Here is a 25,063-nt window from a genome sequence, read left to right on the forward strand (position 1 = left end):
GGCGGCGTCAGCGGATCGTGGTTCCCCACATGTTCAACAGGTATCGGCGCATGAACGCGATGAAGACCAGGGCCGGTACGACGAGCGCGAAGCCGCCGGCGAACCGGAAGGCCAGTGGCGAGTCGGCCAGCGTCGAGAGCACCTGGGCCGGCAGGGTACGCCGGTTGAGGGTGAGCACCGCCGCACCCAGCACCTCGTTCCAGGAGGTGACGAAGGTGAAGATGGCGGCGGCGGCGATCCCGGGCAACGCCTGCGGCAGCACCACCCGGGCGAATGCCTTCGGTGCGCTCGCTCCGAAGATCATCGCCGCCTCCTCGTGCTCGACCGGCACCGCGACGAAGATCGCCGACGTGATCAGTACGGTGGTCGGCAGGGCCAGCGCGGTGTGCAACAGTGCCACCGCGTACGTCGTGTCGTACAGCCCGCTGGCCAGGAAGACCCGGGCCAGCGGCACCGAGAGCACAACGATCGGCAGTGCCCGGGTGAGCAGCAGGAAGAGTTGGTACGGCTCCCGCCCGCGGAACGCGTACCGGGCCACGGCGTACCCGGCGGGCACGCCGAGTGCCAGCGACAGGACCAGACTGAGCAGGCCAACCTCGACGGAGTTCTGGAATCCGCCGATCACCCCGGTGCTGTCCAGGAAGACCCGCATCGTCTCGGTCGACAGGTCCCCGGGCAGCAGGGAGAGCGGGAAACGGTTCAGCGACTCGCGACTGGAGAGTGCGGCCAGCGCGATCAGGTAGATCGGTACCCCCATGAAGAGGGTGACGGCGACACAGGCGAGGTGGATACCGACGGTGCGGCGCCGCGCCGCGCTCCGGCGGCTCACCGGACGCCACCGGTCGACGGGTCGCGCAGCACCCGCAGGTAGACGACGGCGGTGCCGAGCGACATCAGCAGGATGACCAGCGCGATCGCCGCCGAGACGTGTTCGTTCTGGAGCGTCACGTACCACTGGTAGGTCTCGCCGACCAGCAGCGGGAAGCTTCGGCCGGTGAGTGCCTGGGCGACGGCGAAGGTCTGGAGTCCGAGGATCGTCCGGAGGATGAGCGCGACCTGCAGGCTCGGCCGCAACTGGGGCAGGATGACGTACCGCAGCCGCTGCCAGTACGTCGCGCCGAAGACCGCCGCCGCCTCGTCGTAGTCGCGGGGGATGTTCTGCAGCCCGGCGACCACGATCACCAGGACCAGTGAGGTGGCCCGCCACAGCTCGGCCAGCAGCACCGCGACGAACATGGTGGTCTGGTTGTCGTACGACAGCCAGGCGAAGCCGTCACCGAGCCCGAGCCAGGCCAGCGTCGAGTTGAGGTACCCCCGATCGGCGAAGATCGACAGCCAGACCAGTCCGGCCGCGAGATCGCTGATCGCCAGCGGTACGCACCAGACGTAGAAGTAGAACGAGGAAAGCCGGGGGCGCTCCCGCAGCAGCAGCGCCATGGTCAGCGCGAAGGCGAACTGCAGCGGGATGAGCACGACGATCAGCAGGGCGGTGTTCCGGGTTGCGGTCCAGAAGTAGGGGTCGTCGACCATCCGGCGCAGGTGGGCCAGCGTGGGCCCGTCGGCGCCGGTGAACGCCTGCCCGACGCCGACCGCGATCGGCCAGAGGAACAGCGCGGCCAGGAACACCACGGAGGGCGCGACGAGCAGGGCGGCGGTCGGCACCCGGGACCGCCGCCGCCGACGGGCCGGCCGGGGCGGGACCGCCGCCGGCGACGGCTCCGACGGTGCCGGGTCGGGCGCCGTCGTCACTGCACCCGGCACGTCTGTCCCGCCACGACCGGGTCCGGGCGCCAGCACGGCACCTTCGCCTCGTCCAGAATGGTGTTCAACTGCTGGGCCTGGCGGTCCAGGACCTGCTGCACCGGCCGGCCGTCCAGGCAGATCTCCTTGAAGCAGTTCTTGAAGAGCTGCGACACCTCGCCGTCCTTGGCGCCCAGCCCCACCGGCGGCAGTGCGAGGACGGCCCCTTCGGCACTCTGCTGCCGGCGTACCGCCTCGGCCTCGAGGGCGACGGCGGGCGGCAGGTCGGTCGGCAGCGTCGCGTTGACGACCGGGAAGAACGCGTTCCGGCGCAGCACCTCGAGCTGCACGTCCGGGGTGGTCAGCGCCTCGATCACCTCGCGGGCCCGGTCCGCCTCCGGCGCGCCGCGCGGGATCGCCAGACCGGCGACGACCAGCATGTAGCCGAGACCCTTCGGGCCGCGGGGCGCGGGTGCCATCAGCCAGTCGTCCGGCTTGTCGGCCGGGGCGTTGACCAGGCGGGCGACGTGGTCCCAGGCGATCAGCACCTCACCGCGTTGCAGCGGCTCCTGCATGTTGTCGAAGTTGGTCGACGCCGGTGCGGTCTGGGCCCACAGTTCCAACATGTACTGCCAGGCGGCGGCCGCCTCCGGGCTGCGGAAAGTGGTCATCTGACCGCCGGTGAAGCTCGGCAGCAGGTAGCCCTGGAAGAACCGGTGGTAGAGGCCCTTCGGACCGCAGGGCAGGCCGAAGACCGGCTTGTTGCCGTTGCCCCGCCGGGCGGCGGTGACCCAGTCCAGCAACTGGTCGTACGTCAGGTTCTGCACGTCGGCCCCGGCGGGCAGCCACTGCAGGGCCCGCTTGTGCACCGCGAGCACGTACGACGCCTGCATCCACGGCAGGTACGTCGTGGCGCCGCCAGCCAGCTTGCCGAGGTTCGCGATCTCCGGCGGGAACTGGCGGTCGGTGAGCTTCGCGGCCAGGTCGTCGAGGTTCTCGAACTTGTCGGCGTGCGGGGCGAAGTCCCCGTGCAGGCCACCGGCGAGGCTCACCTGGACCCGGCCGGCCGCCACCTGGGAGGTGATGGTGGAGGAGAAGACGTTCGGCTCGACCGTGTTGTACGCGACCGCGCCGGCCTTCACCCGGTCGCGGAGGATCTGCTCGAACCGCTGCCGCTCCTCCACCGGAGTGAACTGGGTGGAGATGAAGGTGATCGCACCTTCGGCGTCCGAGCCGGTGGTCGAGGCCCCGCCGCACGCGGCGAGCAGCGGAGCGGCTCCGGCGGCGAGGCCGAGGCCGAGCAGTCGGCGACGGTCGAGCCGGAGGTCTGGGGTGCCTGGGCCTGCGGATGGTGCCATCGTGCCTCCCCGTGCGGTGGCGGGCCGGCCGGGTCACCTGCTGCGGGCACCGTTGCCGGCTTGAGCGGAGTGTCACAAGTGCACATATTCGCAAGCGTGGTGTCAAGTCGAGGGACTTCTCAGTCGGCGTTCCGATCCGACTCCTCGGCGAGTCGTCGGGCCAGTGGCTCGATCCGGTCCCGCCAGGCGGTCAGCGCGGTCACCTGCGCCCCGGTCGTATCGGCCGGACCGGTCTGGACGAGAACGAGCCGGGCACCGTGTCCGGTCCCGGCGGAAAGTTCCCAGCGGATCCGTCCGGCCGGCTGCCCGGCGGACTGCCAGGCGTACTCCAGCAGGGACGGTGCGTCCAGCGCGGTGATCACCCCGGCCGGGAACGCGTCCGTGGTGAACCCGGACGGCGGGGTCGCGCCGATCGTGGCCGCCGGGCAGTGGTCCGGGTCGGCGAGTGCGGCCCAGACCGCCTCGATCGGCCGGGTCAGTTGCCGCTCGAAGCGCACCTGCCAGCCGTCCGCGGTGGTGTCGGCGGTCCCGTCGGCCAGCCCGAACGCCTCGACGTACGACTCGTGCAGCCGGCCCGAGGGGCGTTCCGGCGGTACGTCCGGCCGGCCGTCCAGCAGCCGGTCGAGTCCGTCCAGGCAGTTGCGCCAGCCGGAGGCGTAGCTCGCCGCCGCGGGGCGGTCGTCGAAGGTGTGGCTGAACACCAGCAGGCAACCCGGGCCGTCGGCGCGCAACTCGATCCGGAACAGGTCGCCGTCCCAGTCGAAGGCGAACAGCCGGGGCGGGTCGTACGCGCTGATCGAGCCGGCGGACGCGGCGTCGCCCGGACCGAAACTGAAGGTGATCCGTCCGTCGACGCGGGGCTCCAGGCTCACCTCGGCCGGGAACCACCGGCTCAGGTGCTCGGGCTCGGTGACGGCCGGCCAGACCTTCTCCGGCGGGTGCGCCAGCCGCCGCTCGATGCGCAGCCGTTGGCGTCCCGCCACGCTGTCCAGGCTCTCCTTCATTACCGGTCCTCCGATCTCGTGCGTCCCCGCCGCCCCGGGTCCGCGCCGTCGCCGTCCGCCGGTCGCGGCGGGCCGGGGACGGACGGGTCGTCGCGGGCGGCGGAACTGTCGGACCCACTTGGCATGGTGTTCAGATGTTGTTCAAGCGCGTCGAGCCGACCGGCCCACATCCACCGATACGGTGCGAGCCAGGCGTCGAGTTCGGCGAGTGGTTCGGGACAGAGTTCGTACCAGCGACGTTGCGCGTCCGGGCGCACCCGGACGAGCCCGGCTTCGCGCAGCACCCGCAGGTGCTTCGAGGTGCCCGGCTGGGTCAGACCCAACTGCTCGGTCAGTTCGCCCACCGAGCGTGGGCGCTCCCGCAGCAGGTCCAGGATCCGGCGTCGGGTCGGCTCGGCGAGTACCTCGAACGGGGTGGCCACGGAGGCGAACATACCAACCCAGTAATATGCCAAGCAAGTTATGTAACTGCTGTTTCCCGGGAGGTTGGTGAGGGTTGTCCGTCGGAAAACCGGGTAAGGCACAACGATCGTGGCGGAGGGAGGCTTCCCAGGTGATGTCGTCGGACCTGGACAGCGGCACGATTTTGCACGCCGTGGATGATGCCGCGGGATACATCGCGAAGATCTGCTTCAAGACCGGACCACCCCGGCTGCACGGCGTAGAGCTGGAATGGACCGTTCACGACGCAGCCTCGCCGAGCCGGCCGATCGAGCCGGACCGGCTTCGGAACGCCCTCGGACCCCACGCACCGCCCACCCTCGATCCGGACAGTCCCGCCGCACCGTTGCCCAGTTCCGGCACGGTCAGCGTCGAGCCCGGGGGTCAGGTGGAGATATCCACCGCCCCGCGTCGCTCGCTCGGCGAACTGCACGAGAGCACCACCTCGGACATCGCCCACCTCGACAGCCTGCTCGGCGCCGCCGGGCTGGTTCTCGGCGGCACCGGCATCGATCCGTACCGCGCGCCGGCCCCGGTGGTCGACACCCCCAGATACCGCGCGATGCGCTGCGCCTTCGACCGGCTCGGGAACGCCGGCCGGACGATGATGTACAGCACCGCCGGGCTCCAGGTCTGCCTCGACGCCGGTACGGCCGACCAGTACCCGGAGCGCTGGGCCACGGCCCACGCGGTCGGGCCCGCGTTGCTCGCCGTCTTCGCCACCGCCCGGCGGCACGCCGGTCGGGACACCGGCCGGGCGTCCGCCCGGATGGCCGCCTGGCACCGGATCGACCCGGCCCGGACCCGGCCGGCCTGGATCCCGGACGCCGGTACGGCCGATCCGGTCGCCGCCTGGGTCGGTTACGCGCTGGCGGCGCCGCTGCTCTGCGTACGCCGGGACGGCACCGACTGGAGCGTTCCACCCGGGATCACCTTCGCCGACTGGATCGCCGGAGCCCTGCCCCAGCGGCCGAGCACCGACGACCTCGACTACCACCTCAGCACCCTGTTCCCACCGGTACGTCCGCGCGGCTATCTGGAGATCCGCTATCTCGACGCCCAACCGGCGGGGGAGTGGATCGCCCCGGTCGGGGTGCTCACCGCCCTACTCGGCACCCACCGGACCCGGTCCGCGGCCCTGGAGGCATCTGAACCGGTGGCCGGCCGGTGGACCGAGGCGGCCCGGTCCGGGCTGCGTGACCCGGAGCTGGCCCGGGCCGCCGGGACCGTGCTGGACCTGGCTCTCCGGGCACTGGACCGGACCGGCCTGCCGCCGTCGACCTGCGAGGAAATCGCCCGGATAGTGGCGCGGCGGCTCGCCGTCGCGCGGGGAGGACCGTCATGACCGACCTGCGCCAGCAGAGTCAGCCGCCGGAGGTGTTGCGGGACCGGATCGCCGCCGTGCTCGGCCGGGCCCGCGACCGCAGCATCCTGCTCACCGAGGCCGTCGACGACGACGATCTGGTGCGGCAGCACTCGCCGATCATGTCCCCACTGGTCTGGGACCTCGCCCACGTCGGCAACCAGGAGGAGTTGTGGCTGGTCCGCGACGTCGGTGGCCGGGAGCCCGTACGGCACGACATCGACGAGCTGTACGACGCGTTCAAGCACCCCCGCAAGGACCGGCCGGCGCTGCCGCTGCTGGGCCCGGGGGAGGCCCGGACCTACGTGGCGACGGTCCGGGACAAGGTGTTCGACCTGCTCGACGGCATCCGGTTCGACGGGCGCCGGCTGGTCGCCGACGGATTCGCGTTCGGCATGATCGCCCAGCACGAGCAGCAGCACGACGAGACGATGCTCGCCACCCACCAGCTCCGCACCGGGCCGCCGGTGCTCTCCGCGCCCCCGCCGCCGGCCGCCGCCGTACCGGTGACCGGGGAGGTGCTGATCCCGGCCGGGCCGTTCGTGATGGGCAGCTCGACCGATCCGTGGGCGCTGGACAACGAGCGCCCCGGCCATCTGGTGGACCTGCCGGCGTACGTGCTGGACGCGGCACCGGTGACCAACGCGGAGTACCTGGCCTTCGTCGCCGACGGTGGCTACACCGAGCCGCGTTGGTGGAGCGGGCCGGGGTGGCGGCACCGGTCGTCCGCGGGGCTCTCGGCGCCGATGCACTGGCGCCGGGACGGTACCGGCTGGGGCTACCGGCGATTCGGTCGGTTTGCCCCGCTGGTGCCGGACGAACCGGTGGTGCACGTCGGCTACCACGAGGCCGAGGCGTACGCGGCGTGGGCCGGAAAGCGGCTGCCCACCGAGGCCGAGTGGGAGAAGGCGGCCCGCTGGGACCCGGTCAGCGGCCGGTCCCGCCGGTACCCCTGGGGCGACCAGGACCCGACGCCGGAGCACGCCAACCTCGGCCAGCGGCACCTGGCGCCGGCGCCGGTCGGGGCGTACCCGGCGGGTGCCTCGCCGCTCGGCGTACACCAGTTGATCGGTGACGTCTGGGAGTGGACGTCGAGTCCGTTCCAGGGCTACCCCGGGTTCACGGCGTTTCCGTACCGGGAGTACTCCGAGGTCTTCTTCGGTCCGGACCACCGGGTGCTGCGCGGCGGGTCCTTCGGCACCGACCCGGTGGCCTGCCGGAGCACCTTCCGGAACTGGGACCTGCCGATCCGCCGGCAGATCTTCAGTGGCTTCCGCTGCGCGCGGTACGCCCGACCGGACGAGGTCGGGTGAGCCGATCCGGCCGCCGCGAGCGGGCAGCGGAGGGCTGATGTGTCGTCATCTGGCCTACCTCGGCCCACCCGTGCCGCTCGGCGCACTGCTCTTCGACCCGCCGCACTCGCTGGCCCGGCAGTCCTGGGCACCGCGCGACATGCGCGGCGGGGGCACGGTCAACGCCGACGGGTTCGGGGTCGGCTGGTACGCCGCCGCCGCCGAACCGGTGCGCTACCGCCGGGCCGATCCGATCTGGACCGACCTCACCCTGCCGGCGCTGGCCGCGTCGACGGTCTCCGGCGCGGTCCTGGCGGCGGTGCGCTCGGCGACCGTCGGGATGCCGGTGGTCGAGACGGCGGCGGCGCCCTTCGCCGAGGGGCCCTGGCTGTTCAGCCTGAACGGGGTGATCCGTGGCTGGCCGGACTCGGTCGCGGAGTTGGCCGCCCGGTTGCCGACCCGGGACCTGCTCACCCTGGACGCCCCGACCGACGCGGCCCTGCTCTGGACGCTGGTGCGGCACCGGCTGCGGACCGGGGCGGCGGGGCCGGAGGCGGTCGCCGAGACCGTCCGGACGGTCGCCGCCGCCGCGCCCGGCTCGCGGCTGAACGTGCTGCTCACCGACGGACGTCTGCTGGTGGCCACCGCGGCCGGGCACGCGTTGTCGGCACGGGTCACCGGCAGTTCGGTGCTGGTCTGCTCCGAGCCGTTGGACGACGAGCCCGGCTGGCGGCCCGTTCCGGACGGGACTCTCCTGCTGGCCACCGCCGGTCGGGTCGACCTGCGCCCGATCGAGGGCACCGGTTCGACGCGGCGGGGGAGCCGGGACGCCGGATCGACGGGGCCGGCCCCCTGAGCGCACCCGCGTACCGCACCGAGCAGGGGCCGCCATCGCAGCGGCGACGGATGTCGACCGGAGGGGAGAGCACGCGTGACCGCGGATCCGTTGGAGATCTACCTGGAGGAAGAGGACCTGGCTCGAGCGTTGCGGGCGGACGTCCGGGCCGGGCTCACCGACGTACCCAGATGGCTGCCGCCGAAGTGGTTCTACGACGCCCGGGGCAGTGAGTTGTTCGAGCAGATCACCCGGCTGCCCGAGTACTACCCGACCCGGGCCGAGCGGGCGGTCCTGGCGGAGCACGCCGCCGAGATCGCCCGGCTCACCGACGCGAAGACCCTTATCGAGCTGGGTTCGGGCTCGTCGGAGAAGACCCGCCTGCTGCTCGACGCGCTGACCGCGCACGGCAGCCTGGGCACCTTCGTGCCGCTGGACGTCTCGGTGAGCGCGCTGCGCCAGTCGACCGCCGAGATCGCCTCGGCCTACCCGGGCCTGCGGGTACGGGGCATCGTCGGCGACTTCACCCGGCACCTGGACCGGCTGCCCACCGGTGGTCGGCGGCTGGTGGCGTTCCTCGGCGGCACGATCGGCAACCTCCTGCCGGCGGAGCGATCCAGCTTCCTGGCCGCGATGCGGGCGGCGTTGGAACGGGGCGACTGGCTGCTGCTCGGCACCGACCTGGTGAAGGATCCCGGGGTGCTGGTCCCGGCCTATGACGACGCGGCCGGGGTGACCGCCGAGTTCAACCGGAACGTGTTGCGGGTGCTCAACCGTGAGCTGGACGCGAACTTCGACGTGGCGGCGTTCGATCACGTCGCGATCTGGGACGCCGATCAGCGGTGGATCGAGATGCGGTTGCGGGCCCGGCGGCCGATGCGGGTACGCGTGCTCGACCTCGATCTCGCCTTCGCCGCAGGGGAGGAGCTGCGGACCGAGGTCTCGGCGAAGTTCCGGCCGGCGGACGTGGACCGGGAGCTGACCGCAGCGGGCTTTGCCGTCCAGGCCCGGTGGACCGACGACGACGGTCTCTTCGCGGTGACCCTCGGCCAGGCCGTCTGACAGGGTCCCCGTCGCCGAGGTTCCGTCACCGGGATCCCGGCCACGGGGACCCCGGCGCCCGCCACCGGGACCTCCGGTCATCCGGTCACGTACTGCTCCGCGTAGGCGCCGGTGGGCGGGATCGGGGTGATCACGTCGATGAGCACTCCGTTGGGGTCGGCGACGATGAAGTGGCGCTGCCCGAAGTCCTCGCTGCGCAGCGCCAACTCGGCCGGCAGCCCCTCGGCGAGGACGAGGCGCCGCCACTGCGCGTCCACGTCGGCGACCTCGAAGTTGAGCAGCAGGCCCCGCACCGGGCTGCGGTACGCCTCCGGCAGTGTCGGGTGCTCGTGGTCGAGCAGTGCGAGTTCGTACGTCGGTGGGCCGGGGCGCCGCAGGCTGACGTACCAGTCGGCCTCGAAGGTCGTCTCGAAGCCCAGTAGCCGGGTGTAGAAGTCGCGGGTCTCGGCCAGTCGGGAGGTGCAGATGACCGGATAGAAGCTGGTCAGCTCCATGAGTGCTCCTTTCGCATACCGTCGGTATGTGAAAGGTAAGCTACTGACGTACCCTGGGTATGTCAACGGACGGAGTGCGATGCCGAACCTGAGCCGGGAACAGCAGCGGGAGCAGACCCGACGCACGCTGGTACGCGAGGGCAGGCGCCTGTTCGCGACGCAGGGGTACGCCGCGGTGGGGCTCTCGGAGATCGTCGCGGCGGCCGGGGTGACCAAGGGTGCCCTCTACCACCACTTCGACGGCAAGGCCGCGCTGTTCCACGCCGTACTGGCCCAGGTGCAGGAGGAGGTCGCCCGGCGCGTCGCCGCGACCGCCGACGCCCAGGACGATCCGTGGACCCAGTTCACCGCCGGTTGCCAGGCCTTCCTCACGGCCAGCACCGACCCCCAGGTGCAGCGGATCATGCTCGTCGACGGTCCCGCCGTGCTGGGCTGGGCACAGTGGCGGGCCCTGGACGAGGCCGGATCGGCCCGCCACCTCAGCGACGCGCTCGGCGCGCTGATCGAGGCCGGAGCCATCGCGCCGCAGCCGGGCGCGCCGCTGGCCAGGCTGCTCTCCGGGGCGATGAACGAGGCGGCGCTCTGGCTGGCGGCGTCGGGACGCCCGCAGGACATGGCGGACACCCTCGCCGCGCTGAACCGGATGCTGACGGCGCTGCGCGTCCGGTGACCTCCCTCGCAGTCCGGGGGAGGTCCCGGCGGGCCCGACCTTGATCAGGTAGGGTCGTCCGCAGCGAAGGGGAGTAGCTCCCAATGTCGTGGTCGACACACTGGCGCGTTCCGCGCCCGGCCACGCGGCCTCACCCAGGTGGGGCGGGCGAGACCTTCGACTCAGGCAGAGATGCCGGGTCGAGGTCGCCCATGCCCCCGGCCCGGTACGACCGGGAAGGGTGTCATGGAGGATTTCAACACGGCCTTGGCGATCAGCTTCGGCGTCATCTTCGTCGCCGAACTGGGCGACAAATCGCAGCTGATGGCGTTGACCTTCGCCACCCGGTTCAAGGCGATACCGGTCATCATCGGCATCACGGTGGCGACCTCGGTGGTGCACCTGGCCTCGGTGGCCCTCGGCGTGGGAGTGGGCGCGGCGCTGCCCACGGGCTGGATCGCCCTGGTCGCCGGGCTGGCGTTCCTGGGCTTCGGAGCCTGGACCCTGCGCGGGGACAAACTCACCGACGAGGAACGACGCAAGGCGGAGCGGACCACCAGGTCCGCGATCATCGCCGTCTCGATCGCCTTCTTCCTGGCCGAACTCGGCGACAAGACGATGCTCGCCACGATCACCCTGGCCACCCAGCACGGCTGGTTCGGCACCTGGCTGGGCTCCACCCTCGGCATGGTCGCCGCGGACGCGCTGGCCATCGGCGTCGGTCGGGCACTCGGCCGTCGAATGCCGGAAAAGGCCATCCGGTACGGCGCCAGCGCGCTGTTCGCGATCTGCGGCCTGTGGCTGCTGCTGGACGGGATCCGGCAACTGGCCTGACCCGATCCGGTGTGCAACGGCAGCTTGCGGGTAGCCGTTCCGGTGGCCGACGGGTCGGCGGACCCGGCTCGTGGCTGGAACGGAGGATCACCGCATGACCAGGCACGATGAGCCGAACGAGTACGGATTCGCCGGCGAGGTCGCCCTCCCCGAGCCGGAGCCGCCGCACAAGCGGGACGCGGTCGCGGAGGAGGCGGAGGAGACCGCGGTGCCGGGCTCGGATCTGTCCCGCGAGTTCCAGGAGGCACTCGCCGACTCGGACCACTACGAGAACGCGGACGACGACGACCCGGCGCCGCCCCGGCCCCGCTAGGCCGGGGCGGCGGGAGCTCAGTTCGCCGTCCCGGGGCGCCGGTCGTCGGGATCCGGCCGCTGGTAGACGTCCGGCACCCCGTCGGCGTCCTCGTCCCGGCTCTCCTCCTCGGAGAGCCGCCGATACTTCGCGTTCCGCAGGGTCAGCACCAGCGACGCCAGTACGGCCGAGGTCAGCGACCCGGCCAGTACGGCGGCCTTGACGAACCGGTCCTGCTCGCCGCCGGCACCGAAGGCGAGTTCACCGATCAGCAACGAGACCGTGAACCCGATTCCGGCGAGCAGCGCGACGCCGAACAGGTCGGGCCAGCCGATGTTCTCGTCCAGCTCGGCCCGGGTGAATCGGGACAGCAGGTAGGTGGCACCGAAGATGCCGAGCGTCTTGCCGACGATCAACCCGGCGGCCACGGCGAGCACGATCGGTTCGCGGATCAGACCGCCCAGGTCGGTGCCGCGCAGCGCGACCCCGGCGGCGAAGAACGCGAAGACCGGCACCGCGAACCCGGCCGAGACCGGGCGCCAGCGGTGCGCGAGGTGTTCGGCCAGCCGGCGGCGCTCGCCCGGACGGGTCAGCACCGGAACCGTGAAGCCGAGCAGCACACCGGCGACGGTCGCGTGCACCCCGGAGGCGTGCATCAGCACCCAGCTCAGTACGCCGAGCGGCAGCAGAACCCACCACCGGGTCAGGCGTCGCTGCACCAGCAGCCCGAAGACGCCGATCGTGGCGAGCGCGCCGAGCAGCGGCGGCAGGCTGAACTGGTCCGTGTAGAACAGCGCGATCACCAGGATCGCGATCAGGTCGTCGACCACCGCCAGGGTGAGCAGGAAGGCGCGCAGCCCGTGCGGTAGGTGGGAGCCGATGACGGCGAGTACGGCCAACGCGAACGCGATGTCGGTGGCCATCGGGATCGCCCAGCCGGCGTACGCCCCGCCTCCGGAGATCGCCGTCACCGAGACGTAGACCAGCGCGGGCAGCGCCATTCCGCCCAGCGCGGCCAGTACCGGCACCACGGCGCGACGCGGATCACGCAGGTCCCCGACGACGAATTCGCGTTTGAGTTCGAGGCCGACCACGAAGAAGAAGATCGCCAGCAGGCCGTCGGCGGCCCATTCGGCGAGACTGAGATCCAGGTGCAGGTCCTCGCCGGCCGCCCAGGGGACGTACCGGCCGAGGGCGAGGTAGCTGTCGGCCCAGGGCGAGTTGGCCCAGCCGAGTGCGATCACCGCGCCGAGCAGCAGCAGCCCCCCGCCGACGGTCTCGGCACGCAGCACGTCGGCGACGAATCTGGCCTCGGGCCAGGAGCCGCGCTGGAAGAACCGCCGTACGGCACCGGGCGGCGAAGCGGGGCGCTGGTGATCGGTCATCCGGCGTGGTCACCTCGATCTGGGCAGTGTTGATCAACCTGCCGACCAGACTTCCCGGCGCACCTGGTGATCACCTTACCGGGATCCACCGACTGTTGCCGGGCGCAGAGTTATCGACCCGGCCGCCACCTCTGGTACTTGTCGCGTCGTGTTGCGCCGAGTGCGACTACTGAGGGCGCTCAATCATCTACATTCGGTAGGAACTGTCGAGTGACAAGTGTGCACTTTTCATACTGTTGCATTTTTTGTGATCACTAGAGGTCTTTAGCACCCCGAGATCGGTTTGGTGCTGAGACGGGAGGCCTGGCCTGATGGATCTGCACAGCTACCTGCGCGCGCTGCGCCAACGCTGGTGGGTGGTACTCGCGACCATCATGGTCGCGCTGGGGGTGACCGGACTCGTCACGGTCCGGGCGACGCCCCAGTACGCCTCCTCGGTGACCTTCTTCGTCACCTCACCCGGCCAGGGAATGTCCGATGCGTACCAGGGCGGTCTCTTCCTCCAACAGCGGGTCAAGTCGTACGTCGACCTGCTGACCAGTGACCGGTTGGCGCAGACGATCGCGGGGGAGGAGCAGATCGGACTGACCGCAGATGAGGTGCGGACCCGGATCGCCGCGCGGGTGGAGGCGGACACCGTCCTGCTGTCCGCCACCGTCACCGACACCGACCAGGCCCGGGCGTTGCGCCTGACCGAGGCGGTCGCCGCGCATTTCGTCACGCTTGTGCACACCATCGAGACGCCGCCGGGCGCCAAGGACGCGCCGATCAAGATCGAGGTCGTCGGCGGTCCACGGGTCGACGCCGAACCCGTCTCACCCAGACCGGTCCGCAATCTCGTCCTCGCCGGAGTGTTCGGGCTCGTCCTCGGTGTCGGGCTCTCGGTGCTGCGCGGGCTGACCGACACCACGTTCCGGGACGGCGAGGCGCTCCAGGAGGCGACCTCGGCGCCGTTGCTCGGCACCATCCCCTACGACGGACAGGCCCGGTCGAGTCCCTTGATCGTCGGCGCCGCCGGGCAGTCGGCCCGGGCCGAGGCGATGCGGAAACTGCGGACGAATCTCCGGTTCGTGGACGCCCAGGAGCCGGCCCGGGTCATCGCGGTAACCAGCGCCGTCCAGGCGGAGGGCAAGTCCACGCTGGCCTGCAACCTGGCGATCACGCTGGCGGAGGCGGGCTGGCAGGTGCTGCTGGTCGACGCCGACCTGCGACACCCCCGGGTGGCGAACTATCTCGGTCTCGGCTCCGGAGCCGGTCTGACCGACGTGTTGATCGGCGAGGTCGCGGTGGAGGACGTGTTGCAGCCGTGGGGGGACAGGTCGCTGCTGGTGCTGCCGGGCGGCTCGGTTCCGCCGAATCCGAGCGAACTGCTCGGTTCGAAGGCCATGGCGGACCTGCTGCTCTCGCTGCGCGAACTGACCGACATCGTCATCATCGACACCCCGCCTCTGCTGGCGTTCACCGACGGGGTGGTGGTCGCGGTGCAGGCCGACGGCGCACTGCTGGTCACCCGCCAGGGGAAGACCCCGAGCGCGCAGACCGCCGCCGCCGCCCAGGCGTTGCACGCGGTGGCGGCCCGGGTGCTGGGCTGCGTGCTGAACATGTCGAAGGAAAACCAGATCGACGTCGAGCAGTACCGGGCGTACCAGAAGGGCACGCCGGTCGAGAAGCCTCCTCTGGCGCACGGCGAGCAGATCGAGATCACCGACCCCACGCGGCTCCCCCCGCGCAACAACGGTGTCCGGGTACCGGAGGACACCGCGGAACTCAGCCGGGTGCCGCGATGACGTGGCGCCGACTGTCGGGTGATCGGGGGATGGGACATGAAGATCGGAGTTATCTCGTACTGGTTTCCGCCGGAGCCGGCCTTCATACCGGGGTGTCTGGCTGAGGAACTGGCCGCCCGTGGGCACGAGGTCCGGGTACTCACCGGGTTTCCGAACTATCCGACCGGACGGATCTATCCGGGGTACCGGCAACGCTGGCGGGACCAGACCGACGAGGGCGGGGTGACCATCCGGCGGGTGCCGATGTACGCCAGCCACGACGGCAGCCCGGCGCGGCGGGCAGCCCGGCAGCTCTCGTACGCGATGACCAGTGCGCTGGCCGCGCCCGGCTATCTGGCCGGGGTCGACGCGCTCTACGTCTACTTCCCGCCGGCCGGCGCCTACGCGGCGGCGGCGCTGCTCCGGTTGCTGCGCCGGGTTCCGGCCGTGGTGCACGTTCAGGACGTCTGGCCGGAGGCGGTGACCGAGCCGGCTGTCGAGGGCCGACCCGAGGGCGGGCGGATGATGCACGGGCTGCTGACCCGCACGATGCGCGGCATCTACCGATCGGCGGCCGGAATCGCGGTCATCGCGCCGTCGATGCGCGACGTGGTGATCGAGCGGGGAGCCCATCCGGACAAGGTGCGGGTGGTGCTCAACTGGACCGACGAGCGGCTGTTCCGGCCGATCGGGACCACTCCGGCGGGCCGCCGTGCGATCGGGCACCGTGGTCACACCACCGTGATGCACGCCGGCACCATGGGTCCGTTCCAGCGGGTCGACACGGCTGTCCGGGCGGCGGCGGCGGTCAACGGGAGGGTGGACCTGGACCTGGTGCTGGTCGGTTCCGGCCCGGAGGAGCGGCAGAGCCGGCAGCTCGCCGAGGAACTCGGCGCGACCAACGTCCGGTTCCTCGGTTGGCACCCGCCGGCCGAGATGGCCGACCTGTACGCCGCCGCCGAGTACCAGCTCGTGCTGTTGCGGGATCTGCCGGCGTTGCACGGGGCCGTGCCGGCCAAGTTGCAGGCCGCGCTGTCGGCCGGAGCGCCGGTCGTCGCGTCCGCCGGAGGCGACACGGTCGACCTGGTGGAACGGGCCCGTGCCGGCCTCTCCTGTCCGGCCGAGGACTGGCAGGCCCTGGCGGACCGGTTCGCTCTGGCCGCGGTGATCCCCGGTACGGCGCGGGCGGAGATGGCGCAGCGGGCGAGGGACAGCTACCTGGCCCAGATGTCGCTGCGGACCGGGGTCGACCAGATGGAGCAGATGTTGGCCGAGGCGGCGGCGAGCCGGCGCCGGCGGTAACCGGGGCCCGGCGGCCGGGAACGACTGCCGGGCCAATCCGGGCGTTTTATGAGTGTTTCTCACTGTAAATGCATAAAAGAACCCTAAGAGGCCTTGAAATCCCTACAACGGGCTGCTAGGCGTGCTATAGAGATATAGGACACAAACGACATTCTGTCTTATTCGTTCCAATTAGTCGAGAGTGGTGGTGGCAGTGGGGGATGTTTCCCCGACACGACGGCGGACGAGCCGTCGGGCGTTCCGACGCAACCTGCGTCGGGCCCTGCTCACCGCACTCGTGGTCGTCTGCCTCCTCGGCCTCGTCGGTGGTTGGCTGGGGCTGCGCGGTTGGCAGGCGAGGGGGAACCTGGACAACGCGGCGAGCCTGGCCCGCGAGCTGAGCCAGCAGGTACTCGACGGCGAGACCGTCCAGGCCCGCCGGACCCTCGCCGCGCTGCAACAGCAGACGGCGGCGGCCCGGTCCCGTACCGGCGATCTGGGCTGGCGGGCGGCCGGAAACACCCCGTACGGCGGCTCGACCCTGTCCGCCGTACGGGCCCTCGCGGTGGGCGTCGACGAACTCGCCCGCCGGGCGTTCCCGCCGCTGGTGGAGCTCGACCTGAGCACGCTGCTGCCCAGCACCGGGCGGCTGGACCTGGCCGCACTGCGGGCCGCGATGCCCGCCGTCAGCCAGGCGGACACCGCCGCGCAGGAGGTACGGGAGCAGATCCGGACCGTACCGACCGACGGGCTCCAGCCCGCGGTCCAGGAGGCGGTACGGCTGCTGCGTACCGAACTGGATCGGCTGGTCACCCTCACCTCCGCCGTACGGCGCAGCGGCGCCCTGCTGCCGGTGCTGCTCGGCGGCAGCGGGACCAGGACGTATCTGGCGGTCTTCCAGAACCTCGCCGAGCCCCGCGCGACCGGTGGGATCTTCGGCGCCTACGCCGTCATCCAGGCCAGCGCCGGCCGGGTGAAGATCGTCAAGCAGGGAGCGGCCAGCGAACTGAGGAGCTTCGAGCGGCCGGTGCTGCCGCTGTCCCGGGAACAGCGGGCGCTCTACACCGACCTGCTCGGGATCTACCCCGCGGACGTGAACCTCACTCCGCACTTCCCGACGGCGGCCACGCTCTTCCGGGAGATGTACCGGCGAGCCGGCGGCGGCGCCGTCGACGGTGTGCTCGCCACCGATCCGGTGGCGCTGTCGTACCTGCTCCGAGCCGTCGGCCCGGTACCGGTGCCGGGGCATCCGACCCTCACCGCGCCCACGGTGGTCCGGACCCTCCTCTCGGACACCTACCGCCGACTCGACGCGCCGGCCGAGCAGGACGACTACTTCGCCGCGTCGGCCAAGGCGGTCTTCAACGCGTTGCTGAACCGCGCGGTCAACCCGCGGGCCGTGGCGGAGGCCCTCGGCACGGCCGTGGCCGAGCGCCGAATCCTGTTCTGGAGTGCCCACGCGGCCGAGCAGCGGGAACTCGTCGACAGCCGGCTGGCCGGTGTGCTCCCGGACCGGGAGACGGTCAACAACGTCGGCGTGTTCCTCAACGACGGCAGCGGTGCCAAGCTCGGCTACTACCTCAAGGGCGCTGCCGACCTGACCGTCGGCGACTGTCGACCCGACGGCCGCCGCGAGATCCATCTGCGCCTCACCCTGCGCTCGACCACGCCCTCCTCCGGGCTCAGCGAGTCGGTCCGGGGCCTGGCGATGTCCGGTGATCCCTACACGATGAGGGTCCTGGTCTACGTGTTCAGCCCGCTGCGCGGATCGCCGCTCGGTGCCCGGTTGGACGGCAAGCCGGAACCGGTGGGCGGCGGCATGGAGCGGGGGCGCCGGGTCGGCGTACTCGCCGTCGACATCAAACCCGGACGTACCCGCGTGCTGGAGGTCAGCCTGCTCACCCAGGAGAAGGCCAGCGGCGCGGCGGAGTTGTGGCTGACCCCGGGCCCGACGCCATGGACCACCCGCATCAGTCCCGCACCCGCGTGTGATCAGTAGATCGCCGCATCAGAAGAACGTCATCCGCTCCGATGTGAACGGCATGCGAACAGTAGAGAGGAACCATCATGCGGCTATCCCGCATCATCGGCTCGGCCGTGGCGACGCTCGCCACGGTGGGCGCGTTCGCCATCGCGGGGATGCCCGCGGCGGCCCAACCACTACCGCAACCGCCCTACCCGCCGGTGCCACCGTCGCTGACCGTCAGCGATCCGACGGTGGTCGCCGGGACGGCGTTCACCGTGTTCGGCCGCGGCTACGGCGGAAACGAACTCGTCCGGCTCGACTTCGCGTTCGGGCCGATCGCCCTGGGCGCCCAGCCGGCGGCGGACACCGGCGGTGTCGGCGCCATGCTGCCGGTCGCGCGCCAGGCGGCGCCGGTGCACACCGATCCGCGCAGTGGACTCACGGTACGGGCCAACGTGACCGGTGAGTTCTCGGTCCGGCTCCGGTTCAACCGTACGGGCACGCTGACCATCACCGGAACCGGCCTCACCACCGGACGGGTGGCCAGCACCACGGTCACCATCGTCTTGGCGCAGCCACCGCTGCCGGTCACCGGTAGCGAGACCGGATCACAGATCGCGGTCGGCACCATGCTGCTGATCGCCGGTGCGCTGCTCGTACTGGTGGCCGTGGTCTGGCGGAGCCGGAGCCGTCGTACCGGACGGTCGCGGCAGTTGACCTCGGTCGGCTGACCTCCGCCTCCGACCGGTCGACGACGTCGCCGGTCACCCGGTTCGTGGACGACGCGCCTGCCGGACGAGTTCGCTCGTCCGGCAGGCGCGTCCGGCTTTTCCAGACCTCGCAGCTCGTGGGCCCGGAGCGGTCAGATCGTGAGCAGTGTCTTGCCCACCGTGGCCCGCGACTCGATGGCGGCGTGCGCCTCCGCCGCCCGCGCCAGCGGAACCCGCTGCCCGATGACCGGGCGTAGCCGACCGGCCAGCGCCTCGGCCAGCGCGGCCCGGGTGAACTTCCGTAGCTCGGCCGGGTCGGCCCGGGGAACCCGGACGATGGTCGCCCCCCGTTGCCTCGCGACCTCCTCCGGGATGTCCGTCCACGCCCCACTGGCCAGACCGAAACTGACCATCCGGCCGTTCCGGCCGAGCAACTCGAACGCCGACCGCCCCACCGCGCCGCCGACACCGTCGAACACGACGTCGACCGTGCCGGCGGCGTCGCGTACCCGGTCCGTCCAGTCCGGAGCCCGGTAGTCGACCGCCACGTCGGCGCCCAGTTCGCGGGCCAGTTCGCTCTTACGGCCGCCCCCGGTCGCCGCGACAACCGTGGCGCCGGCCGCCTTGCCGAGCTGGACCAGCAGACTGCCCACGCCGCCCGCCGCAGCCTCGACCAGGATCCGTTCACCTTCGCGGATCCGGGCCGCCCCGATCAGCAGGATCGCGGTACGGCCGTCGGCCAGCAGCGCCACCGCGCTGTCCAGCGGCAGCCCGTCCGGCACCTCGATCAGGTCCTCAATGTTCACCACCGCGCGCTCGGCATAGCCCCCCGAACCCCCGGTGCCGCTGATCACCCGCCGGCCGACCAACGTCGGATCGGCGCCCGGACCGACCGAGGCGATCCGACCACCGACGCCGTTGCCCGGGATCACCGGCAGCTCCGGCCTGTACGGGATGCCGCCACCGGCGCGGAGCTGGGTCTCCACGAAGGTGATGTTGGCGAACTCGACGTCGACCACGACCTGCCCCGGGCCGGCCACCGGATCGGGGCGCTCGGTCGCGACGAGCACCTCCGGCCCGCCGAACTCCGTCAACCACACCGCGTGCATGTCAGCCCCTTCCGGCCCGGTGGCACGTCCGGGGCAAGTCAACAACCTGAACCTCGGTCGAGGTCAACCGTTCGGCACGGTGAACTCCGGATCCTTGCGGGGGTCGGGGCTCTCCGCCCCGCCGCCGGGATGGCCGGTGCCGGTCGCCGGTCCTGGTCAGGCGCCCGGGACGGCGGCGTAGGCTCGGCCGGGTGAGTACTGCGGAGCCGATGCCGGGACAGACCCTGCGACCGGGTACGGCGGCGGCGGTCGCCGAGCCGACCAACGTGCTGCTGCCGGGCCACGACGTACCGCTGGGCCGGTACACCACGGTGCGTCGCCTGCTGCCGCAGCGACAGCTCCGTACCGTCGGCGCCTGGTGTTTCGTCGACCACTTCGGTCCGGACAACGTCGCCAACCGTCCCGGAATGGGCATCGGTCCTCATCCACACACCGGACTACAGACCGTCACCTGGCTGGTGCACGGCGAGATCCGGCACCTGGACAGTCTCGGTAGCGACCAGCTCATCCGGCCCGGTCAGCTCAACGTGATGACGTCCGGGCACGGGATCGCGCACTCGGAGTACTCGCCACCCGACCATCCGCCCACTCTGCACGGGTTGCAGCTCTGGGTGGCGCTGCCCGACGCCGCCCGTTCGGACCCGCCGGGCTTCGCCCACCACCCGGACCTGCCGGTGCTGGCCGAGCCGAACCACTCGGTGACCGTACTGGTCGGGGAGTTCGGTGGGGTCCGGTCCCCGGCGGTGGTGCACTCGCCGCTGCTCGGCGCGCAGCTCTGGCTACCGGACGGCGGCGAGGCCCGGCTGCCGCTGGAAGCCGGATTCGAGCACGGGGTGCTGGTGATGTCCGGAGCCGCCGAGGTCGCCGACGTCGTGCTGAGCCCGGGCTCGCTGCTCTACCTCGGGATCGGCCGTCGGGAGCTGACGGTCCGGGCCGCCGGTCCGACCCGGCTGATGCTGCTCGGCGGCGAGCCGTTCGACGAGTCGCTGGTGATGTGGTGGAACTTCGTCGGACGGTCGCACGAGGAGATCACCGAGGCGCGGGCGGACTGGATGGCCGGCGGTGCCCGGTTCGGCCGGGTGCGGGGCGACGACGCGGATCCGCTGCCGGCGCCGGAGATGCCGACGACCCGGCTGAAGAGTCGCGATCGGCACGGCCGCACCGTCGGCTGAGCATCGGCCGCACCGTCGGTTGAGTGTCGGCCCGGCGAAACCTCCGGAGCCGGACAGCTTTGGTCCGACCCGTCGCGGGTAGTCGCCCGGCATGGCGACTACTGCGACGACGAGCGTCGAGGAGCGCAAGCGGCTCGTCCGCCGGCTGGTGGGGCGGAGCCGGGGCTTCGCCGAGGAGTACGGACTCCAGGTGACCAACAACCCGGCGAGCCTCTTCCAGGTGCTCTGCCTGTCGATCCTGTTGCGGCGGAGCCCGGACGTCCGCCGGGCGGTGGAGCCGGTGTTGGCGCTGCGGAGCCAGGGGTGGGGAAGTCCGGCCCGGATGGCCCGGTCCCAACCGGAGGCACGGGCCGGGTTGCTCCGCGACCACGGCCGGCGCGGTGACGCGGACCGGCTCGCCGACACCCTGGGTGACCTCGCGGTGGCGCTCGTCGAGCGTTACCAGGGCGATCTGCGACGCCTGCGGGCCGGGGCCCGGTACGCGCCGGCCCGGGAGCGGACCATGCTCCGCGAACTACCCGGAGTGGACGCCGAGGTCGTCGAGCTGTTCCTGCGTGAGGTCCAGGCGTTGTGGTCGGAGACACCGCCGGTCGCCGACCGGGACGCCCTGATCGCGGCGCGGAAGCTCGGTCTCGGACGGACGGCAGCCGACCTGGCGGTACTCGCCGGTGGTGGGGAATCCGAGAAACTGGCCTGGTTGGTGGGTGCCCTGGCCAGGATCGAAGTGGAGAACACATACGACGAAATCGCCCGTTGAGTGGCGAAACAGCGTGCTTTCGCGCACAGTTTTCGCGAATTCTGACCGGTCGGCCAATCCCAGATCATAAGATAGGTCAGCGGCGCTTGCTCGCCCGGTTCGGGCTGGCAGCCGCTGCCCGGCAACGGTCCGTGTCCGGTTCGGACGCGTCGACCGGGTCGGGGCAATGTCGGACGTGGCGCCCGGTTCGCGTCCAACCGCGAATGGGGCGCCTCGTCCGGTGCCTCGGTTCCGTCCGGCAGTGACTACGCGGCCAGTCCGGCCAACAGGTTGATGGTCGCCGCGATGATGACCGCGCCGAAGAGGTACGACAGCAGCGCGTGCCGCAGCACCTCCGCCCGCATCGGCTTCGAGGTGAGAGCGGTGTCGGCGACCTGGAAGGTCATCCCGATCGTGAACGACAGGTACGCGAAGTCGGTGTACCGGGGCGGCTCCGTCTCGTGGAACATGATGCCCCCGTCGTCGCCGGTGTAGTAGAGCACGGCGTACCGGGCGGTGAAGACCGTGTGCACCACCGTCCAGGACAGCAGCACGCTGACGATGCCCAGTCCGATGTGCACGTCCTGGTCGAGACCCCGTACCGACTGGTCGGTGGCGAGCAGGATGCCGATCGCCAGCAGGCTGGCCAGGCCAGCGGTCAGCAGCACCGCGTCCCGGACGGGGCGGCTCGGGTCCTCCCGTACGGCCAGTGCCGCCGTCTCCTGCCAGGTCCGGGGCCACAGCACCCGCCAGGCCCAGACCAGGTAGGTGACTGCCGCCGCGTCCCAGCCGATCAGTGGTCCCAGCACCGGCGAGAGCAGCAGCGTCACCGGGACACCGACCAGCACCCCGATGGTGGTGAAGACGGCCGCCTGGACGGAGGCCCTGGGCGGCTCGCGCCGGGGCCGGCGTGGCTGCCCGCCCTGGGAACTCACCGGATCACCGGGGCCGTGTCCGAGGGCTTGCCGTCAGAGCTGACGCATGTGCCGGGCGACCCGCTGATGGGTACGGTTGCGCGCCTTCGCCGCCAGCTCCGCGGGACTGGCGTCCGGGGCCAGGTCGGTCGCGGCCGACCGGGCCACCTCCTCGGTGTTGTGATAGTCCACCGGCGGCATTCCGCGCAGCGCCTGGAGCACCTCGCGCGGCGCTCCCGCGCGTTCGGCCTCCCGGACGATGTCCTCCTTGGGGGCCGGGAAGTCCATCGACTCCAGGTACCGCAGTACGTCCGCGTTGGTCACCATGAGATCCCGCTCCTCGCCGGTTGTCTGAGTCCACCGGCCGGCCGGATACCCGTTGCGGGGACACTCACGCCTGCCTCGGGACCCGGATCCCCGGTGGCTCCGGCCCGGCTCGCGGGATAATCGCCTCGCCGGGCCGTGACGGCGGGACTAACCTCGTCCGGATGCCTTCCGATCCCGTCCGTTACCGGTCAGATGACGAGGACAGCGCCCGCTGGGCCGGGTTCCCCCACCGCCCGGGGGACGTGGTGATCAGCACCCGCTCCAAGAGCGGCACCACCTGGATGCAGATGATCTGCGCCCTGCTGGTGTTCCAGGACCCGGACCTGCCGGCGCCGCTGGCCGACCTGTCGCCGTGGCTCGACTGGCTCGTCGAACCCCGGGACGAGCTGTTCGCCCGGCTGGCCGCGCAGCCGCACCGCCGGTTCATCAAGACGCACACCCCGCTCGACGGGATCCCGCTCGACACCCGGGTCGACTACATCGTGGTCGCCCGGGACCCGCTGGACATGGCGGTGTCGCTCTACCACCAGGTCGACAACCTCGACCGGGAACGCATCCGGCAACTGACCGGCCGAACCACCTCCGACGGGCCCGTACGGCCCCGGCCCCCGCTGCGCGAGTGGCTGCTCTCCTGGATCGATCGGGACGTCGCGCCGGCCGACGCGCTCGACTCGCTGCCCGGGGTGCTGTGGCACCTCTCCGATGCCTGGGCCCGACGCGCCGAGCCGAACGTGCTGCTCGTGCACTACGGCGACCTGGTCACCGATCTGCCGGGCGAGATGCGCCGGATCGCGGAGCGGCTCGAGATCGGGGTGCCGGAGCGGCGCTGGCCCGATCTGGTCGAGGCGGCCACCTTCGCGCGGATGCGGGCCAGGGCGACCCGGCTGGTGCCGGACCGGACCGGGGTGCTCAAGGACCGGTCGGCCTTCTTCCGGCGGGGCAGTTCGGGGGCCGGGCGGGAGGTGCTCGACGCCGACGAGGTGGCCCACTACCGACGCCGGGTGGCCGGGCTGGGAGCGCCGGACCTGGTGCGGTGGCTGCACCACGACGATGGTCCGACGGCGGACGCCCACCGTTCATCTGCGTCGATACGGCTGGTCACCGGGCCGAATTAGGTTCATCGACATTCACGACGGCGTGGAGGTCTCCGATGGATCGACGTACCCTTTTGCGTGTCGCGGTGGTGGGCGGTGGCGGCACCGCGTTCGCCGGTAGCCTCTGGTCGGCGGCCTTCGCCGATCCGGCCCAGCCGGGCGGTGGCCCGTACGGGTCGCTGCGGGCGGCCGACGGCAACGGCCTGCAACTGCCCTCCGGATTCACCTCTCGGGTGATCGCCCGGTCCCGACAGCGGGTCGGCGGCACGACCTACCTCTGGCACGACGCGCCGGACGGCGGCGCCTGTTTCACCGCCGGCAGCGGCTGGGTGTACGTCTCGAACTCGGAGATCTCCGGCACCGGCGGCGCGTCCGCGGTGCGGTTCAACGCCGACGGGAGCATCGCGTCGGCGTACCGGATCCTCAGTGACACCAACGTGAACTGTGCCGGCGGGGCCACCCCGTGGGGTACCTGGCTATCCTGCGAGGAGACCAGCCGTGGGTACGTCTACGAGACGTACCCGCTGGGCGGCACCACGGCGGTCCGGCGGCCGGCGATGGGGCGTTTCAAGCACGAGGCCGCCGCCGCGGATCCGGTCCGGCGGGTCGTCTACCTGACCGAGGACGAGACCGACGGCTGCCTCTACCGCTTCCGGCCGACCTCCTGGGGCGAGCTCGGCAGTGGAACGTTGGAGGTGCTGGTCGCGGGCTCGGCGACCAGCGGACCGGTGAGCTGGGCCCGGGTGCCCGATCCGGACGGCAGCCCGACTCCCACCCGAAACCAGGTCTCCGGCGCCAAGCGCTTCAACGGTGGCGAGGGCTGTTACTACGCCGACGGCGTCTGCTGGTTCACCACGAAGGGGGACAACCGGGTCTGGGCGTACGACGCGGTGAACCAACGGATCGCGCTGGCGTACGACGACTCGCTGATCTCCGGCACCCCGCCGCTGACCGGGGTGGACAACATCACCGGTTCGCGCGGCGGGGACCTCTTCGTCGCCGAGGACGGCGGCAACCTGGAGATCAACATCATCACGCCGGACGACGTGGTCGCGCCGTTCCTGCGGATTGCCGGCCACAGTGGTTCGGAGATCACCGGGCCGGCCTTCTCGCCCGACGGCACCCGGCTCTACTTCTCCTCGCAGCGGGGGAGCAGTGGATCGTCGTCCGGCGGCATCACCTACGAGGTGCGCGGCCCGTTCCGGTCCTGACCTCGACAAACGGCGGGGGTCGGGCGAC

The 25,063-nt window shown here is 71.5% G+C and carries 25 protein-coding genes; 15 read left to right on the plus strand and 10 right to left on the minus strand.

The window, feature by feature from the left end; translation table 11 throughout:
- Positions 1–7 precede the first annotated feature (7 nt).
- From H4W31_RS28665 to H4W31_RS28685, 5 genes are all read right to left on the minus strand, one after another.
- Complete coding sequence (locus tag H4W31_RS28665) at positions 8–829, minus strand: carbohydrate ABC transporter permease (RefSeq protein ID WP_318783455.1); 822 nt, start codon at positions 827–829, stop codon at positions 8–10.
- Positions 826–1,749 carry a carbohydrate ABC transporter permease gene (locus H4W31_RS28670; RefSeq protein ID WP_318783456.1) on the minus strand — a complete coding sequence of 308 codons (924 nt, stop codon included), beginning with the start codon at positions 1,747–1,749 and terminating at the stop codon, positions 826–828. Before H4W31_RS28670 ends, H4W31_RS28665 begins: the two co-directional genes overlap by 4 nt.
- A complete protein-coding gene (locus H4W31_RS28675) occupies positions 1,746–3,098 on the minus strand; it encodes an ABC transporter substrate-binding protein (RefSeq protein WP_192769477.1) in 1,353 nt (450 codons plus the stop codon). The genes H4W31_RS28670 and H4W31_RS28675 overlap by 4 nt, the downstream gene beginning before the upstream one ends.
- Positions 3,099–3,217: 119 nt before the next feature.
- Positions 3,218–4,102, minus strand: coding sequence for an SRPBCC family protein (locus H4W31_RS28680; RefSeq protein ID WP_192769478.1), 885 nt, complete (start codon positions 4,100–4,102; stop codon positions 3,218–3,220).
- Complete coding sequence (locus H4W31_RS28685) at positions 4,102–4,524, minus strand: ArsR/SmtB family transcription factor (RefSeq protein ID WP_192769479.1); 423 nt, start codon at positions 4,522–4,524, stop codon at positions 4,102–4,104. Before H4W31_RS28685 ends, H4W31_RS28680 begins: the two co-directional genes overlap by 1 nt.
- A 134-nt stretch (positions 4,525–4,658) precedes the next feature.
- Between H4W31_RS28685 and H4W31_RS28690 the strand changes: the two genes are divergently transcribed.
- The 4 genes from H4W31_RS28690 to egtD all read left to right on the plus strand — a co-directional run bounded on the left by H4W31_RS28690 (position 4,659) and on the right by egtD (position 9,095).
- Complete coding sequence (locus tag H4W31_RS28690) at positions 4,659–5,888, plus strand: glutamate-cysteine ligase family protein (RefSeq protein WP_192772464.1); 1,230 nt, start codon at positions 4,659–4,661, stop codon at positions 5,886–5,888.
- The gene (gene egtB / locus H4W31_RS28695) at positions 5,885–7,219 is read left to right on the plus strand and encodes an ergothioneine biosynthesis protein EgtB (RefSeq protein WP_192769480.1); all 1,335 of its coding nucleotides are present in this window, start codon (positions 5,885–5,887) and stop codon (positions 7,217–7,219) included. Before H4W31_RS28690 ends, egtB begins: the two co-directional genes overlap by 4 nt.
- Positions 7,220–7,256: 37 nt before the next feature.
- On the plus strand, positions 7,257–8,054 hold the full coding sequence (egtC, locus tag H4W31_RS28700; RefSeq protein ID WP_192769481.1) for an ergothioneine biosynthesis protein EgtC: 798 nt from the start codon (positions 7,257–7,259) through the stop codon (positions 8,052–8,054).
- Between the two features lie 75 nt (positions 8,055–8,129).
- Positions 8,130–9,095 carry an L-histidine N(alpha)-methyltransferase gene (egtD, locus tag H4W31_RS28705; RefSeq protein ID WP_192769482.1) on the plus strand — a complete coding sequence of 322 codons (966 nt, stop codon included), beginning with the start codon at positions 8,130–8,132 and terminating at the stop codon, positions 9,093–9,095.
- Between the two features lie 77 nt (positions 9,096–9,172).
- Here the strand turns inward: egtD and H4W31_RS28710 are convergent, their stop codons facing one another.
- Positions 9,173–9,589: a VOC family protein gene (locus H4W31_RS28710; protein ID WP_192769483.1), complete on the minus strand. Its 417-nt coding sequence runs from the start codon at positions 9,587–9,589 to the stop codon at positions 9,173–9,175.
- 79 nt (positions 9,590–9,668) lie between these two features.
- Between H4W31_RS28710 and H4W31_RS28715 the strand changes: the two genes are divergently transcribed.
- The 3 genes from H4W31_RS28715 (at position 9,669) to H4W31_RS28725 (ending at position 11,385) form a co-directional block, all read left to right on the plus strand.
- Entirely contained in the window at positions 9,669–10,259 is a 591-nt protein-coding gene (locus tag H4W31_RS28715; RefSeq protein WP_192769484.1) for a TetR/AcrR family transcriptional regulator, read from the plus strand.
- 225 nt (positions 10,260–10,484) lie between these two features.
- Positions 10,485–11,072, plus strand: coding sequence for a TMEM165/GDT1 family protein (locus H4W31_RS28720; protein WP_192769485.1), 588 nt, complete (start codon positions 10,485–10,487; stop codon positions 11,070–11,072).
- 94 nt (positions 11,073–11,166) lie between these two features.
- Positions 11,167–11,385 (plus strand): hypothetical protein, encoded by a 219-nt coding sequence (locus tag H4W31_RS28725; protein ID WP_192769486.1) that lies wholly within the window; start codon positions 11,167–11,169, stop codon positions 11,383–11,385.
- A gap of 17 nt (positions 11,386–11,402) precedes the next feature.
- Here H4W31_RS28725 and nhaA read toward each other — a convergent pair whose 3' ends face one another.
- Complete coding sequence (gene nhaA / locus H4W31_RS28730) at positions 11,403–12,749, minus strand: Na+/H+ antiporter NhaA (protein ID WP_192769487.1); 1,347 nt, start codon at positions 12,747–12,749, stop codon at positions 11,403–11,405.
- A 311-nt stretch (positions 12,750–13,060) separates the two neighbouring features.
- Here nhaA and H4W31_RS28735 point away from each other — a divergent pair, with 311 nt between their 5' ends.
- The 4 genes from H4W31_RS28735 to H4W31_RS28750 all read left to right on the plus strand — a co-directional run bounded on the left by H4W31_RS28735 (position 13,061) and on the right by H4W31_RS28750 (position 18,493).
- Positions 13,061–14,536, plus strand: a complete 1,476-nt coding sequence (locus H4W31_RS28735) for a polysaccharide biosynthesis tyrosine autokinase (protein ID WP_192769488.1) — start codon at positions 13,061–13,063, stop codon at positions 14,534–14,536.
- Between the two features lie 36 nt (positions 14,537–14,572).
- Entirely contained in the window at positions 14,573–15,817 is a 1,245-nt protein-coding gene (locus tag H4W31_RS28740) for a glycosyltransferase family 4 protein (protein WP_192769489.1), read from the plus strand.
- Positions 15,818–16,010: 193 nt separating this feature from the next.
- Positions 16,011–17,795 carry a DUF4012 domain-containing protein gene (locus tag H4W31_RS28745; RefSeq protein ID WP_318783457.1) on the plus strand — a complete coding sequence of 595 codons (1,785 nt, stop codon included), beginning with the start codon at positions 16,011–16,013 and terminating at the stop codon, positions 17,793–17,795.
- Positions 17,796–17,863: 68 nt separating this feature from the next.
- Positions 17,864–18,493, plus strand: a complete 630-nt coding sequence (locus H4W31_RS28750) for a hypothetical protein (protein WP_192769490.1) — start codon at positions 17,864–17,866, stop codon at positions 18,491–18,493.
- 131 nt (positions 18,494–18,624) lie between these two features.
- Here H4W31_RS28750 and H4W31_RS28755 read toward each other — a convergent pair whose 3' ends face one another.
- Complete coding sequence (locus tag H4W31_RS28755; RefSeq protein WP_192769491.1) at positions 18,625–19,581, minus strand: zinc-binding dehydrogenase; 957 nt, start codon at positions 19,579–19,581, stop codon at positions 18,625–18,627.
- A gap of 191 nt (positions 19,582–19,772) precedes the next feature.
- Here H4W31_RS28755 and H4W31_RS28760 point away from each other — a divergent pair, with 191 nt between their 5' ends.
- Positions 19,773–20,753 carry a pirin family protein gene (locus H4W31_RS28760; RefSeq protein WP_318783458.1) on the plus strand — a complete coding sequence of 327 codons (981 nt, stop codon included), beginning with the start codon at positions 19,773–19,775 and terminating at the stop codon, positions 20,751–20,753.
- Positions 20,754–20,844: 91 nt separating this feature from the next.
- On the plus strand, positions 20,845–21,510 hold the full coding sequence (locus H4W31_RS28765; protein ID WP_192769492.1) for a hypothetical protein: 666 nt from the start codon (positions 20,845–20,847) through the stop codon (positions 21,508–21,510).
- Between the two features lie 245 nt (positions 21,511–21,755).
- Here H4W31_RS28765 and H4W31_RS28770 read toward each other — a convergent pair whose 3' ends face one another.
- Both H4W31_RS28770 and H4W31_RS28775 read right to left on the minus strand, forming a co-directional pair.
- Positions 21,756–22,424, minus strand: coding sequence for a DUF1345 domain-containing protein (locus H4W31_RS28770; protein WP_318783459.1), 669 nt, complete (start codon positions 22,422–22,424; stop codon positions 21,756–21,758).
- Between the two features lie 33 nt (positions 22,425–22,457).
- Entirely contained in the window at positions 22,458–22,730 is a 273-nt protein-coding gene (locus tag H4W31_RS28775; RefSeq protein ID WP_192769493.1) for a DUF2795 domain-containing protein, read from the minus strand.
- Between the two features lie 161 nt (positions 22,731–22,891).
- On the opposite strand from H4W31_RS28775, the gene H4W31_RS28780 reads away from it, so the two are divergent.
- Both H4W31_RS28780 and H4W31_RS28785 read left to right on the plus strand, forming a co-directional pair.
- On the plus strand, positions 22,892–23,845 hold the full coding sequence (locus H4W31_RS28780; RefSeq protein WP_192769494.1) for a sulfotransferase domain-containing protein: 954 nt from the start codon (positions 22,892–22,894) through the stop codon (positions 23,843–23,845).
- 35 nt (positions 23,846–23,880) lie between these two features.
- Complete coding sequence (locus H4W31_RS28785; RefSeq protein ID WP_192769495.1) at positions 23,881–25,035, plus strand: alkaline phosphatase PhoX; 1,155 nt, start codon at positions 23,881–23,883, stop codon at positions 25,033–25,035.
- Positions 25,036–25,063 lie beyond the last annotated feature (28 nt).

It is taken from the genome of Plantactinospora soyae, from assembly GCF_014874095.1.
In the GTDB taxonomy this organism is placed as follows: Bacteria; Actinomycetota; Actinomycetes; order Mycobacteriales; family Micromonosporaceae; genus Plantactinospora; species Plantactinospora soyae.